10 protein-coding genes are annotated in these 14,904 nt (G+C 45.6%); 9 read left to right on the forward strand and 1 reads right to left on the reverse strand.

The features are described from left to right. Window positions 1–40: 40 nt before the first annotated feature. The 5 genes from DWX33_RS10880 to DWX33_RS10900 all read left to right on the forward strand — a co-directional run bounded on the left by DWX33_RS10880 (window position 41) and on the right by DWX33_RS10900 (window position 8,549). The gene (locus tag DWX33_RS10880; protein ID WP_122380390.1) at window positions 41–1,894 is read left to right on the forward strand and encodes a RagB/SusD family nutrient uptake outer membrane protein; all 1,854 of its coding nucleotides are present in this window, start codon (window positions 41–43) and stop codon (window positions 1,892–1,894) included. 164 nt (window positions 1,895–2,058) lie between these two features. Continuing rightward, window positions 2,059–3,804 carry a DUF6057 family protein gene (locus DWX33_RS10885; protein ID WP_122380391.1) on the forward strand — a complete coding sequence of 582 codons (1,746 nt, stop codon included), beginning with the start codon at window positions 2,059–2,061 and terminating at the stop codon, window positions 3,802–3,804. Window positions 3,805–3,813: 9 nt separating this feature from the next. Then, window positions 3,814–5,280 (forward strand): PD40 domain-containing protein, encoded by a 1,467-nt coding sequence (locus tag DWX33_RS10890; protein WP_122380392.1) that lies wholly within the window; start codon window positions 3,814–3,816, stop codon window positions 5,278–5,280. 10 nt (window positions 5,281–5,290) lie between these two features. Beyond that, window positions 5,291–7,063, forward strand: coding sequence for a DUF6057 family protein (locus DWX33_RS10895; RefSeq protein WP_122380393.1), 1,773 nt, complete (start codon window positions 5,291–5,293; stop codon window positions 7,061–7,063). A gap of 7 nt (window positions 7,064–7,070) precedes the next feature. Then, the gene (locus DWX33_RS10900) at window positions 7,071–8,549 is read left to right on the forward strand and encodes a PD40 domain-containing protein (protein WP_005859301.1); all 1,479 of its coding nucleotides are present in this window, start codon (window positions 7,071–7,073) and stop codon (window positions 8,547–8,549) included. Window positions 8,550–8,903: 354 nt separating this feature from the next. Here the strand turns inward: DWX33_RS10900 and purT are convergent, their stop codons facing one another. After that, on the reverse strand, window positions 8,904–10,085 hold the full coding sequence (gene purT, locus DWX33_RS10905; RefSeq protein WP_121961512.1) for a formate-dependent phosphoribosylglycinamide formyltransferase: 1,182 nt from the start codon (window positions 10,083–10,085) through the stop codon (window positions 8,904–8,906). 431 nt (window positions 10,086–10,516) lie between these two features. Between purT and DWX33_RS10910 the strand changes: the two genes are divergently transcribed. The 4 genes from DWX33_RS10910 to DWX33_RS10925 are packed head-to-tail and all read left to right on the forward strand — an operon-like array spanning window position 10,517 to window position 14,902. Then, window positions 10,517–11,200: an ABC transporter ATP-binding protein gene (locus DWX33_RS10910; protein ID WP_005867634.1), complete on the forward strand. Its 684-nt coding sequence runs from the start codon at window positions 10,517–10,519 to the stop codon at window positions 11,198–11,200. Beyond that, the gene (locus tag DWX33_RS10915) at window positions 11,193–12,467 is read left to right on the forward strand and encodes an ABC transporter permease (protein WP_005867632.1); all 1,275 of its coding nucleotides are present in this window, start codon (window positions 11,193–11,195) and stop codon (window positions 12,465–12,467) included. Before DWX33_RS10910 ends, DWX33_RS10915 begins: the two co-directional genes overlap by 8 nt. 20 nt (window positions 12,468–12,487) lie before the next feature. Beyond that, a complete protein-coding gene (locus tag DWX33_RS10920; protein ID WP_008772754.1) occupies window positions 12,488–13,747 on the forward strand; it encodes an ABC transporter permease in 1,260 nt (419 codons plus the stop codon). Window positions 13,748–13,780: 33 nt separating this feature from the next. Further along, window positions 13,781–14,902: an efflux RND transporter periplasmic adaptor subunit gene (locus DWX33_RS10925; protein ID WP_005867627.1), complete on the forward strand. Its 1,122-nt coding sequence runs from the start codon at window positions 13,781–13,783 to the stop codon at window positions 14,900–14,902. Window positions 14,903–14,904 lie beyond the last annotated feature (2 nt).

Genomic DNA, 14,904 nt, shown 5'->3' on the forward strand with positions numbered 1-14,904 from the left:
GACTGAGAATCTAATTATTAACAATTAAGAAAAGACGATAATGAAAAAAATATTTATATATTCCGCAATTGCGGCAGTTCTTACCTTAGGTAATACGTCTTGCTCGGACTTTCTTGAGGTCAAACCCGCCGGTTCAGTAAGTGAGCAAGATTTTGTCTCCGCTAAAGGATTAGAGCAATTGGTGACAGGTATGTACGCCAAGATGCACGACAATTCTTATTTCGAGGCAACGTTGAGCAACTATGTTTATGGCGATGTCATGGGTGGTAGCGCCAATAAGGGTTCTACGTTCCAAGACCAACCAGACTTCACCAGCTTGGAGACCTACACCTTCACCACAGATAATGGCTATCTCAACGTCAAATGGAAAAAATCCTATAACGGTGTTTTCTCCGCAAATAACGTGATCAAACTGGCTGATATGGCGAAAGAAGAAATGTCTGCCATCAACGGCGAAGCCAAAGACAATTATACGGAGACCATTGCGCAAGCACGTTTCTTCCGTGCTTTTTGGCACTTCGAGGTAGTGAAACTCTTTGGAGCCGCCGTGCCATATGTAGACGATCAAGCTATGCAAGAAAATGTAAACCCACAAATATCCAATGTAGACGAAAGTGGTAACTATATCTATATTTGGGATAAGATCATCGAGGATTTGCAGTTCGCATACGACAACCTGCCCGACAAATGGAGCACTGACAAAGGGCGCATCAACAAGTGGGCCGCTGCCGCATTACTTGCGAAGGTCAAAATGTATCAATCTTCCCCATATGATGGAAAGAACGGTACACAAAATCGTTGGACGGAGGTGAAAAGCCTTTTAGAGGATGTCATCGCCAACGGCAAAGACAACAACGGTACAAAATTCAAATTAGCAGATACCTATGAGGAACTTTACTATGCGGGAGAGTCTGATTGGACAGGAGAATCCGTATTCGATATCCAAATGGCTATCACAGGTACGGTAGAGGAAATCTCCAGTATCAACGGCCCATGGCACATTGGTTTCAACGGCGCATTAGGTACCGGTGGTTGGGGCTTCTACCAACCCTCTAACGATTTGGTCAATTCCCATATCGTAGATGCGAATGGTCTGCCCAAAATGGATGGTAGCTACAAGAATGTACCAGCATTAACTACATTGGATGCCAACAACATTCCTCACACAGACTTAACAGTTTACACCGATCCACGTATCGATGTATCGACCGGACGTTTCAACACGCCGTTCTGGGATTGGACCGTGCCATCCTCACTTGACGGCTGGGTACGCGATTATAGCAACGGAGGTTTGTATTTGAACAAGAAAAATATCCCGCGTAAAGCCGATAAAGGTAGTTTATCTATCGTAACAGTAACCAACTCTTCTGCCAAAAACTTCCATTTGATACGCTACGCAGACGTATTATTGTGGTATGCGGAGGCATTGATCGAGACCGGAAATCCGAAAGAAGCTGGTAAGTACATTAACCAAGTTCGTGCCCGTGCCGCCAACGGATACGTCAAGGCTGCTGATCCCAACAATGGGATGGCTGAAACAACCTCTTCTTACGTCTTTGAAGATAAAGTGAACGGCAAAACACAGCCTAATGCTGCCGGAAACTATCGTATTGGGTTATATCCCGATTCTCAATTCGCGACCAAGGAGTCTGCGACACAGGCTCTACGCTGGGAACGTAAGATAGAGATGGCCTTGGAAGGACATCGCTGGTATGACTTAGCTCGTTGGGGTATCATCGCAAATGAGTTAAACAGTTACTCCGCTTACGAAAAGAAGTTTTTGTTGAAATACGCAAACAGTGTTTACAACGCAAAATGGTGTATATTGCCAATTCCTTTAAATGAAATCCAAAAGATGGATGGTCTTTTGGTTCAAAATGAGAATTGGAAATAAACAAGTGGGTTAACATTAAAAATGAACAGCCGGGCATGTGATATGTCCGGCCTGTTTTCTTTAATTCTCCAAAGTAAATTAACTTCATTCGTACCGATTGGTATTTCCGATAAAAATCGTATCTTTGTTTGACTTTAAATCATAATGAAACGAGCATTCTAGCCATGAGATATAAACAAATACTCCTCGGTTTGATCCTATTTGTCCTATTAGGGGGTTTCTTGCAAATAACCAGCAAGTTTCATTTCTTCTATATCGAGCAGCTTCAACTATTCCAGTTTTCCGGAGACTACCTTACGGACAAAATCAGCAATCCGGGAGGTTTATCTTTGATTATCGGGGAATTCTTGACACAATTCTTTATTACCCCTTATGCAGGGCCTTTTATTATCGCAGCTATACTTACGTCTATCGGATTGACAATGAGAGCGATCATCCGGCAAATCAATCCGGATAAAGAACTCTTCCTGCTTTACTTACTTCCGGTTCTATCTTTATTATTGATTCAATACGACTTCAATTATTTATTACAAGGCACTATCGCATTCCTATTTTGTTTGCTTAGCCTAAACGCATGGATGCGTATAAAAGATCTCCACTACCGGCTATCCGCCGCATTGATAATCACCCCACTACTTTTTTGGATGGGAGGACCGGTCGCCGGGCTATTCTCATTCTGTGTGGTTCTAAAGGAATCAGTAAGCCGTTCCAAACATGGAATCTATTTTTTAGCGGTTTTAATTGAATACCTGTTTATCGGGATCGGGAGTGTCTGGTCAACTACCATCACCAGCTATCGCTTCGCGTTCTTACCGGACGCTTTTTACCACCCGATTCTGGCGGCTCCCAATCTCATCTATTTCGCATGGGGCAGTTTACCGCTTTGCCTAATCGGGGCATTCGTATATCCTAAAGGCAAAAACAAATCAAAGAAAAAAACAGGGATAGAGCTTACCGTTCAATCCATCCTAATCCTATCCCTTTGCTGGATAGCCATTCCACGGTATAACGACCAGAAAGCCTATCCACTAAAGGTCTTGGATTATTATGCCCGTACCGGACAATGGGACGAGATCATCCGGCGTTGTCACGGGCCGATCAAAAACTATTTGTATTTAACTTACTTAAATAGGGCACTTGCGGAAAAAGGGGAGTTAGCAGACCGGATGTTCGCTTTTGATCAACACGGTCCTCAAGGGCTACTCGCCTCTTGGAACAAGACCTTTACGGTCTCTACCCTGTTAAGCGACGCTTATTTTACGTTAGGGGAAATCGCATTATCACAGGAGATGGCTTTTGAAGGATATGTCACCGTAATTGGCGCCGGTAATCCCCGGAACCTGCAACGGCTTGTTCAAACAAACTTGATTTACGGAACGTATCCTATCGCCGAGAAATATATCAGTATCTTAGAAAAAACATATGCTTATCATAATTGGGCTAAGCAACATAGAGTGTTCTTGTATAACGATAAAGCGGTTGAAGCAGATCCGGTATTAGGCCCTAAACGAAAAACTCTCCCGAAAGAAAGTAACCTATCCGGTATCAACGGACTGGAGCATGATCTACTTATCCGTGCCGAACAAGACCCGGGGAATCAGCTCCCGATCCAATTCACCGGGGCTATCTATCTGCTTTCTAAAGACATGAAGTCCTTCCAAACGTTGATAGAGAAGTATTATGGAACCCCGGTACTCCCCTCTCTTCCCGTGAGCTTTCAAGAGGCCGTTATCCTATTGGCTGAGAAAGACGTGGATTACTGGAAGCGTTTTAACGTATCAGAAAATGTCATCCGCAAATTCGCCGGTTATCGGAACTTAGTCGTACAGAATCGGAATAACCCACAGCTTCCTCAACTTATAAAAAACTCGTTTGGAAACACTTATTGGTCTTATTATACGTTAAAATGATCAACAGCCATGAAAAGAAATATTCGATATATCATCGGTTTATGCCTTATCCTACTGGGAATATCCTGCTCGGACACCATCCCGGTTAGCAAAGAGACCTCGGAGAAACCCGTATTATTTCCCGATTATGCGGATGTGACGATCCCTTATAATATCGCACCCTTAAATTTCAAGATACAAAATCCGCATACGGAAGCTTTCGCCGTACTCAAATTCGGAGAAGAAAAGATACAAGTCAAGGAAAAAGGGGGACAATTCTATCTTCCCGCATCCGATTGGAGAAAATTGCTGAAAAGGGCAACAAGAAAAGCGATACAAGTAAAGCTCTACGCAAAAGACAAAGAATGGCTCGCCTATCCGGAATTCTCACTATTCGTCGCTCCGGAACCCATGGATTCATATCTGGCTTATCGCTTGATCGAACCCGGATACGAGCTTTGGAATCAAATGGGTATTTACCAACGGAATCTGGAAGATTATAAGCAAAGCCCTATCATGGAAAACAAATACAGCGGTCAAAACTGTATGAATTGCCATTCTTTTTGTATGCAAAACCCCGATAAAATGCTGTTCCACATGAGGGATAAGTATTCGGGCACTTATCTGATCGACGGAGACAAGATCGAGAAATTAAATACGAAGACCGATCAGACGCTCTCGCCTTTGGTCTATCCCTCTTGGCATCCATCGGGGAAATACGTAGCCTTCTCTGTCAATCAGACCAGCCAAAGCTTTCATGCCAACGACAAAAACCGGGTGGAGGTCTTCGACAGCCAATCCGACGTAGTTGTATACGATACGGAAAAGCATGAGATTATCAGTACGCCTTCCATTCGGACAGCAAAAGCGTTTGAGACTTTCCCGACATTCTCTCCCGATGGCAAGACTCTTTACTTCTGCTCGGCAGAGGCACGTTCCATGCCGCATGAATATTCAGAAGTAAAATATAGCCTTTGCTCCATAGCGTTCGATCCCGTAACCCGGAGTTTCGGCTCTCGTATAGATACCTTATACAATGCCGGAAGAGATGGGAAGAGCGCCTCTTTTCCCCGTGTTTCCCCAGACGGGAAATTCTTGTTATATACGCTGTCCGGCTACGGTAACTTCTCGATCTGGCATAAAGACGCAGATCTGTATCTACTGAATATAGCGAGCGGAATCTCCCATTCCTTGCAAAACGCCAATAGCACGGATACGGAGAGCTATCACTCATGGAGTAGCAACAGCCACTGGATCGTCTTCAGCAGTCGAAGAATAGACGGGTTATACACACGTCCTTATTTTGCTTATATAGATGAAGAAGGAAATGCGTCTAAGCCCTTCCTTTTGCCTCAGAAAGACACAGACTACTATCACCGTTTCATGAAATCTTATAATATACCCGAGTTTATTACCGGAAAAGTATCCTCCAAGATCCGGGCGCTTAGCACGCTAGCCAAAGAGGATAAAGGAATTGACGTAACTTATCGTAAATAGAATAAATCACATGAGTACTTTATATAAGAAGATATTACCACCGCTTCCATTCATTCTATTGACTGGCGTCTTATGGTTTCATTTGCAGACCATGCAAGAGCCTCTCTTTTTTTATCGGGAACAGCAGCAGATTTTCCTATTCGATTCCACCTATATATTCAGCATACTTAAGCAGATAGGGGGGCTAGCGACTTTTATCTCTCAATTCTTGATTCAGTTTTTCAGGATCCCGCTTATCGGATCGCTAACGACGGCATTGATCGGTGGAATCTCCGGTTGGTTATTCTGGCTGACCTTACGAAAGATACATCCGGCATTATATCTTATGCCCTTGGCCTTTCTCCCCATCTTATTCCAATATCTTTACCTAATGAAAGATAGCTATCATTATGAAGGGCTGATAGCCATGTTATTTTGGTCATTGGCTCTTAGCCTGTACAGTTACGGGACACGAAAATTTAATTGGACGTACCGTACCTTAATCGGTTGCTTGCTGGCGACCGGATTGTTTTACACGATGGGATCTGTAGCTATATTATTCGCCCTTAGCATCTTACTATTTGATATATTACAAAAAAGCGAACGCTGGTACGCAAGCTTCATCCCTTTGATCCTGCTGCTTATCGTAGGTTCTCTATGCGTTCTAGGGGGCAGTAAACCCGATTATGACTATGTATTTTGGATGAAAGATTACGTAGAGTATTTCATTGATCTGGAACCATTCTACGGTTTCTCTTGGCAAGTAGCGTTACTCGTTATGCTTCTATTCTCCCTATCACGTTATTTAGATCACATAAAAACCTATTTAAAAGCTTTAGTAGCCGTAGCATTACTTGCCTTATCCGGTATGTATTATACGCAAACGGCTCTTCAACAGAGGAATAAAGATTTCTATACGTTGATGCAAATGTTTCATTACATAGATACCGAGCAATGGGACGCCATAATCTCGTCCACCGATCTGAACTATAATAACTATTTACACCTGAATTGCTTAAACCTTGCCTTATCCCATAAGGGTGTCATGCAGACTGATTTATTCAAATATCCGCAAAGCGGAATACAATCTTTGGTCTCAAAATACCAAGCGCATATAGAGGAAAGTTTCCTGTTCAGCCAGATATACTACCATGTAGGAATCACGTCCTTGGCATACAATTTCGCTTTTGGTACCTCGGTAGGAATTACATACGGCAGTCCCGTCATGACTAAATTATTAATAAAATCCCATTTGATATACGGACAGTATCCCGCGGCCGAGAAGTTTATATCCTTATTGGAAAAGACATGGGCCTATCACGAATGGGCCTCCTCGCAACGAAAGTTCTTATATAATGACCAAGCGGTGGAGAGTGACCCGGAATTAGGTACAAAAAGAAAAAGCCTATCCAGCGACAAAGACCTTTTCGCCAATATAATCGGATTGTTTGATAACCTGATGATTATATTGGAAGAGAATCCCCTGAATAAAGCCGCATTGGATTATACGATCGGTACGTTATTATTATCGAAAGACCTGCCCGCTATAAAAACGTTTGTTGAAAGATTCAGTGGGACGGAAGTACTCCCCGCATTACCCGAACCCTTGCAACAAGCCGTGATCTCTTATGCGGAGCATGATCCGGAATATTGCCGCAAGTATGGGGTAACCGATAAAATCCTGTCCGAGTTCTCGATATTCAAGCAACGTGTATTGGGACTAAGGCATGCCCGACAAAATGTAGCGACTGGAATAGCCGACTATCAACCTACTTTCTGGTACTATTTGATACTCTCTAAATAAAACACATATGGAAAGACAGACTTACACAAATACAAACCGATATCTTTTCCTTTTTCTCATCGCCTTGATGGTTTCATGCTCCAAAAGCGACGTACAGATCGCCAAGAGTCTAAACAAGGAAATCGCCATTTATCCGGATTACAAGGATGTGACCATCCCTGTGAACATCGCCCCGCTCAATTTCTCTATCGCCGATAGCAGTGAGCACTGCCTTATCATTAAAGGGGAAAAGACTCAACTCCAAGTCTATAGCGATGAGGGGCTCTTTGAGATCCCACAAAAGAGATGGAAAGCCTTATTGAAAGAGAATGCCGGAAACCAAATAGAATTGACCATCGCTAAACGCATACAGGGCGAATGGAACGCCTATACGCCTTTTCATATGGACATCGTAAATGATTCCATTGATAAATATATAGCCTATCGGTTATTAGCCTTGAGCAATGATATGTGGAACAGGATGGGTATCTATCAACGAAACTTGGAGAATTATGACCAAAGCGTGATTTATGAGAATAGCCTAACCGACTATAACTGCGTAAACTGCCACACGTTTTCCTCCGGGAACCCAGATAAAATGATTTTCCATATGCGAGGCAAACACGCCGGTTCCGTACTGATTGATGGAAAGAAAATCACCAAGCTAAATACAAAGACTCCCGAGACCGTCTCAAACTTTGTCTACATGTATTGGCATCCGAATGGTAACTATCTGGCGGCCACCGTATGCGATACCTACCAAAACTTCTTCATCAATAATCCCAATACGCTGGAAGTATTGGATCATAACTCCGATATCGTGATCTACGACGTGAAGAAGAACGAGGTATTCTCTTGCGAAGCGTTAAATTCCAAAGACGCATGGCAAATATTCCCTGCGTTCTCTCCCGACGGGAAGAGCCTCTATTTCAGTTCGACCGCCGCCGTAGATTCTATTTCTAAGAATTTCAGACAAATGACCTACAGCCTATGCCGTGTCGACTTTGACCCGGAAACCCGCACTCTAGGCCAGCAAGTAGATACTTTATACAATGGCCGGGCCAACCACAAAAGCGTATCCTTCCCTAGAATCTCACCGGATGGTAAATATCTGGCTTTTACCCTACAGGAATATGGCGGTTTCGGGGTTTGGCATAAAGACGCTGAATTATATATGATCCGCCTATCCGACGGAAAGACGTACCCGCTGAGCGAGGCGAACAGCGCCGAAGGAGAAAGCTACCATTCATGGAGCCACAACAATCGTTGGCTGGTATTTAGCAGTCGCAGGTTGGATGGATTATACACACGCCCGTTCTTTACCTATATCGATGATAAAGGTACGGCCCATAAACCATTCCTCCTGCCGCAAAAAAATCCCGTAAAATATTATAAAGACCTGTTGTGGACTTACAACCTCCCGGAGTTTATACAAGAAAAGGCCCAAGTAGATACGCATGCCGTGATGGAAACCATGAGAAATACAAAAGGAATCCAAGTAAAATAAGAACAATAGCTAGGGTGGGCGAAAGGAGATAAGGATGTCTGTTTGGTTAAATCTACCCACCCTTAGCTATTGATCTGTTTGCTCACTCTTTTATCTTCACCGAGAATAGAAATAGAGCGTTTCAAATCAACGCCCATATTTCCATTTGTTGTATTCATAAAATAAGTACAAACTTTCGGCAATCAGATTTCACTCTTTAGTGAAACAAACATATGTAATCTGCGTTTATAGATTATCAAATGTCTCTTTAAAAACTTGAGACAAAAATAAACTATTTTGATAGAAAAATAGGTCTGTAAATATTCACATTTTATTCACAACACACACCAAAACGTTCATTTATCCTAGGAAGCATCACAATTTAACATCTAACCGCTCCATCATCACTCCGGTCTTCTCCCTTGCCTCCGTCACATCCAAACCACGAGCCAACAAGACGGCCATACGGCGATGTCCATGAACTTCCGGTTTTCCAAAGAAACGCATCTGCGTATCGGGTTGTTCCAAGACCTTATCCAGATTCCCCAAAGACAACCGGTCACTGTCCCCTTCCACTACGACGGCACGGGAAGCTCCCGCTCCATGAAACACGATATTAGGGATCGGCAAGCCAAGCACCGCACGGGCGTGCAAAGCGAATTGAGACAAATCTTGCGTAATCATCGTCACCATTCCGGTATCGTGCGGACGGGGGGAAACCTCGCTGAATATGACATCGTCTCCTTTAATGAATAATTCCACGCCGAAAATACCACGTCCGCCTAAAGCCTCGGTGATCTTACCGGCGATCTCACGGGCTTTCGCTTTAGCGGCAAGGCTCATGGCTTGCGGTTGCCAAGACTCCCGGTAATCACCGTCCACCTGAACATGTCCTACGGGTTCCAAGTAAGACGTTCCTCCGATATGCCGAACCGTCAGCTGGGTAATCTCATAGTCGAAATCCACGAAACCTTCCACGATCACCTTACCCGCTCCAGCACGTCCGCCTTCTTGGGCGTACTGCCAAGCACGATCGATATCCTTTTCCTCACGAACCACGCTCTGTCCGTGTCCGCTCGAGCTCATGATCGGCTTCACCACGCAAGGCATACCGATTACCTTCACCGCTTCCTTGAATTCCTCCTCGGTCTCGGCGAAACGATACGGCGAGGTAGGCAAGCCCAGTTCCTCGGCCGCCAAGCGGCGGATTCCCTCACGGTTCATCGTCAGCCAAGTGGCACGGGCGGTAGGAATCACATGGTATCCCTCTTCCTCCAGTTCCATCAAGGTACGGGTAGCGATCGCCTCCACCTCCGGCACGATATAATCCGGTTTCTCTTTCTCGATGATCTCCCGCAAGGCATCGCCATCCAGCATGGAGACCACATAGGAACGATGCGCCACCTGCATGGCCGGAGCGTCCGGATACTTATCCAAGGCGATTACCTCCACGCCATAACGCTGCAACTCTATTACAAACTCTTTCCCCAATTCGCCCGAGCCACAAAGCACGACTTTAGTTGCCGTAGCCGATTTGGGCGTACCAATTGTTACCATAAATCTTTCTGCTATTTGAATTTCGCCGCAAAGGTAAGGGTTTAGATAAAGATAGCCTAGGGCTTTTTTCTTTATCTATTAAGTGGAAGAAGCAGAGAGATTCATTATCTATCAGTTGTTGGACGATCATGCACCAACTGTTGGATGATCGTCTACCAATTGGTGCATGATCGTCCAACGGATGGTAGAAGATGTATACATATAGTACCGGCACGTAAAGTTACCGCACGTACAAGTTAATAGATATAGATGGTAGAGCTAAACCTTTTCGATCAAAACCTTTTGTTAATATTACATAATTATAAGTACCTTGCGATACAAGGTATCTTAGTAAAGCATATATTTGTGACCAAATGATAAAAGTGTTCACCAACAGTGTAACTTATTTAGCAAACTGTACGTCTAATATATTAAAGTAACTACATAATATGATGATTCAACTGAGAGGAATAAACAAAACGTACTTTAATGGAGCCCCACTGCACGTTTTGAAAGGTATCGACCTAGATATAGAGAAGGGAGAGATGGTATCCATCATGGGAGCCTCCGGTTCCGGTAAGTCAACCTTATTGAATATCTTAGGGATATTAGATACGTACGACACGGGCACCTATCAATTAAACGGACAGTTGATTCAGAATCTCAGCGAAAGTCGTGCCGCCGAGCTCCGGAACCGAATGATCGGCTTCATTTTTCAATCTTTTAACTTAATCTCATTCAAGAACGCCATGGAGAACGTCGCCCTCCCACTCTATTATCAAGGGGTCAGCCGGAAAAAGAGGAATGCCATGGCACTGGAATACTTGGACATGGTGGGATTGAAAGATTGGGCGGAGCATATGCCAAATGAGATGTCCGGTGGACAGAAGCAACGGGTAGCGATCGCCCGGGCCTTGATCGCGAAACCCCAAGTCATATTGGCCGACGAGCCGACCGGAGCGTTGGATAGCAAAACGACCGTGGAGGTAATGGAACTACTACGCAAGGTAAACCTAGAAGGGATGACCATGGTGATCGTTACCCACGAACCCTCCGTAGCGGAGGCTACAGACCGGATTATCCGGGTAAAGGACGGGTTGATTGAACGTATCGAAAAAGAAGAGAATCATGTTTGACTTTGATAATTTCAGGGAAATATGGAGCACCATCAAAAAGAATAAGCTCCGTACCTTCTTGACCGGCTTCTCGGTCTCATGGGGTATTTTCATGTTGATCGTGTTACTGGGGGCGGGAAACGGGTTGCGCAATGGCATCATGTACAACTTCAGGAATATGTCTACCAACCGGGTCGAGGTATGGACACGCTATACCACCAAGCCTTGGAAAGGTATGCAATCCAACCGCAGCATCAGTTTCAAGGAAGAGGACCTAGGCGCCTTGAAGAGAGACTTCAAGGAGGTGGATCTTTGCTCGGCTACTATCTCCCACAATGACACGATCACTTACAACGAGGAATATGTGACGGGACAAACCAATGGCGTATATCCGGATCATGCCCCGATCAATTACGTGAATGTAGAGACGCATAACGGCCGCTTCATCAATGAGCAGGACATGAGGGACCGAAGAAAAGTAATCGTGATCAGTCCCCGTATGGCGGAGGTCTTGTTTCGTGACGAGAAGCCGCTGGGTAAATACGTGAAATGCGGGAATATGATGTATCAAGTAGTCGGCGTGTACAACGATGATGACAAAAGCAATAACGCTCCCGCTTACATCCCATTCTCCGTAGCCCAATTGCTATATAATAAAGGATACGGCTTCGGATCGCTAACGTTTACCTTGAAAGGGGTGACTACCGAAGAGGAGAATGAGGCTTTCGAGGAAAGTTTCCGGGAATGGATGGCACGCCGCCACCAATTCGACCCGACAGACAAGAACGCTATCGGTATGTGGAACATGGCGAATGAGTTCTTGATGTGGAATAATATAATGAACGGGATTACCTTGTTTATCTGGATTATCGGTATCGGAACGTTGATGGCAGGAATCGTGGGAGTTAGCAACATCATGCTGATCACCGTACGGGAACGGACCCGGGAGTTCGGCATACGCAAGGCATTGGGAGCTAAACCCGGCTCGATCTTGGCATTAGTAATCGCCGAGTCCATCCTCGTAACAGCCGTCTTCGGCTATGTCGGGATGATCATGGGGATCGGGCTTACGGAGCTAATCAATCACGCGATGGAAATGGCCCAAGCCGGAGCCCAATCCGGTGGGAATATCGGAGAAGACACGACGGTCTTCCGTAACCCGACCGTCAATCTGGCGATAGCTAGCTCCGCTACGGTATTGATCATCGCGGCCGGTGTATTGGCGGGTTATTTCCCGGCACGCAAGGCGGTGAAAGTCACGGCTATCGAAGCCATGAGAACGGAATAATCATAAAAAAGAAAAGAACCATGTTTGACATAGACAGATGGGTAGAGATATGGGTGACGATCACCCGAAACAAGACACGCAGCTTGTTGACCTGCTTCGGCGTATTCTGGGGAATCTTGATGTTGGTGATTCTATTGGGAGCCGGAAACGGGATGAAGAACGCCATGTTCTCGAATATCAACGGATTCGCCACGAACTCCGCCTTCTTTTTCTCCGACCGGACCAGCGAGTCGTACAAAGGCTTTAACAAGGGGCGTCAATGGGACATGCGAAACCGGGACGTGGAGAGCATCCGGAAACAGGTGAAGGACATCGAGGCCGTCTCCCCCATCATCTGGGGAAATCGCTCGGACAAGAATATCGTTTTCGGCCAATTAAGCGGTACTTATAACGTAAAAGGCGTGCAGCCCGATTATTTCAAGATCGAGACCCAGCAGCTTTATTACGGACGGTTACTAAACGAGATCGATGAGATCGAGAAACGTAAGGTTTGCTTGATCGGCGCCAAGGTGAACGAGGTATTGTTCAAGGGAAGTGATCCCTGCGGGAAATATATCCGGGTAAACGGGATTTACTACCAAGTGGTAGGCGTCACGAAGCAACGAGCCTCTAGCGTCAATATCGGCGGACGGGCCGAGGAAAGCGTATTCCTCCCTTTCAGTACCATGCAACAGACGCTGAACCAAGGGGATATCATTCACTTCTTGTGCGTGAGCGCCAAACCCGGCTATAAGATCGATCCGGTGATCACACAGATCAAGGATATCGTAAAGAGCCAGAACCAGATCTCTCCTACCGACCCGCAGGCCGTGACGGTGATCAACTTGGCGGCTCAGTTCGAGACTTTCAATATGCTATTTATCGGTATCGATATCTTGATCTGGCTCGTGGGTATGGGTACGTTATTGGCGGGTATTATCGGTGTAAGTAATATCATGATGGTAACGGTCAAGGAGCGTACCCGGGAAATCGGCGTACGCAGGGCCTTGGGAGCGAAGCCTTGGAATATTATCTCGCAGATCATGAGCGAGAGTCTGCTACTTACGGCCTTAGCGGGTTTGTTGGGGTTAAGCGCCGGGGTATTCCTGCTCGATCTGGTAGATAAGATCATGAGTGCCCAGCCGGCTTCCAACGGAACCATGATGGAGCATCCGGAGGTAAGCATCCAGATCGCGGTAGCGGCCACGGTGATCTTATTATTCAGCGGTCTGCTGGCCGGGCTGATCCCCGCATGGCGAGCTATGCAGATCAAGGCGATAGATGCCATACGAGAAGAATAAACAACAATTGTCAATTAATAAAACTATATAATCATGAAGAATCGCATTGTAAAAAAGATCCTGCGTATCATCTTATTAGTACTTGTGGGAGCAGCGGTAATCGGTACATTCTATTTCTTATGGAAGAAAGCGCAACCGGTCATCACCGTTTATGAGATCGTAACCCCTGAAAAAGGGGATGTGGAAACCAAGACGGTCGCTACCGGAAACGTAGAGCCTCGTTTCGAGGTGGAGATCAAGCCGCAGATATCCGGTATCATCTCCGAGCTGAAGAAAGAAGCGGGGCAGATGGTCCAAGCGGGAGAGATTATCGCCATTATCAAGGTAATCCCCGAGATGGTACAGCTCAACAGCGCCGAATCGCGCGTGAACCTCGCCAATATCTCTTTGAAGCAAGTGGAAGAGACTTATAAGCGGGATACGCAATTATTTAAGCAAGGTGTTATCGCCCAAGAAGATTTCGATCTTTCCAAAGCGAACTACCTGAAAGCCGTGGAGGAAAAGGATAACGCGCAAAGTGCCTTGGAGATCATCCGCGACGGTATAGCCAAGAACTCCAGCGTGGCCAGTACGACCCAAATCCGTAGTACCATTACCGGTATGATCTTGGACATCCCCGTCAAAGTAGGTAACTCGGTTATTCAAGCGAATAATTTCAATGATGGCACGACGATCGCTACCGTAGCCAATATGAACGACATGATCTTCAAAGGAAACGTAGACGAGACCGAGATCGGACGCATCCACGAGGGAATGCCGATCAAATTGACCGTCGGCGCCATGGAAAGCCGTTCATTCGACGCTTTGCTGGAATATGTATCGCCCAAGGGAGTAGACAAGAATGGAGCTATTCAATTTGAGATCAAGGCGGCCGTAACAATCCCCGAAGATGCTTTCATACGTGCGGGATATAGCGCCAACGCCGAAATCGTGCTAAAACGTGCGGAAGACGTGCTTACGATCCCGGAAAGTACGGTTGAGTTCCAAGGGGATTCCGCATTCGTTCAGTTAGTTAAACAAGAGCAACCGGAGCAAGTCTTCGAGAAGCATCCTGTAAAGGTAGGTCTGTCCGACGGTATCAAGATCGAGATTCAAGAAGGACTGGCCGCGACCGATAAAGTCCGGGGCGCAGCTATTGACCCGAATAAGAAATAAAA

It is taken from the genome of Parabacteroides sp. AF19-14, assembly GCF_003635485.1.
Lineage (GTDB): Bacteria > Bacteroidota > Bacteroidia > Bacteroidales > Tannerellaceae > Parabacteroides > Parabacteroides distasonis.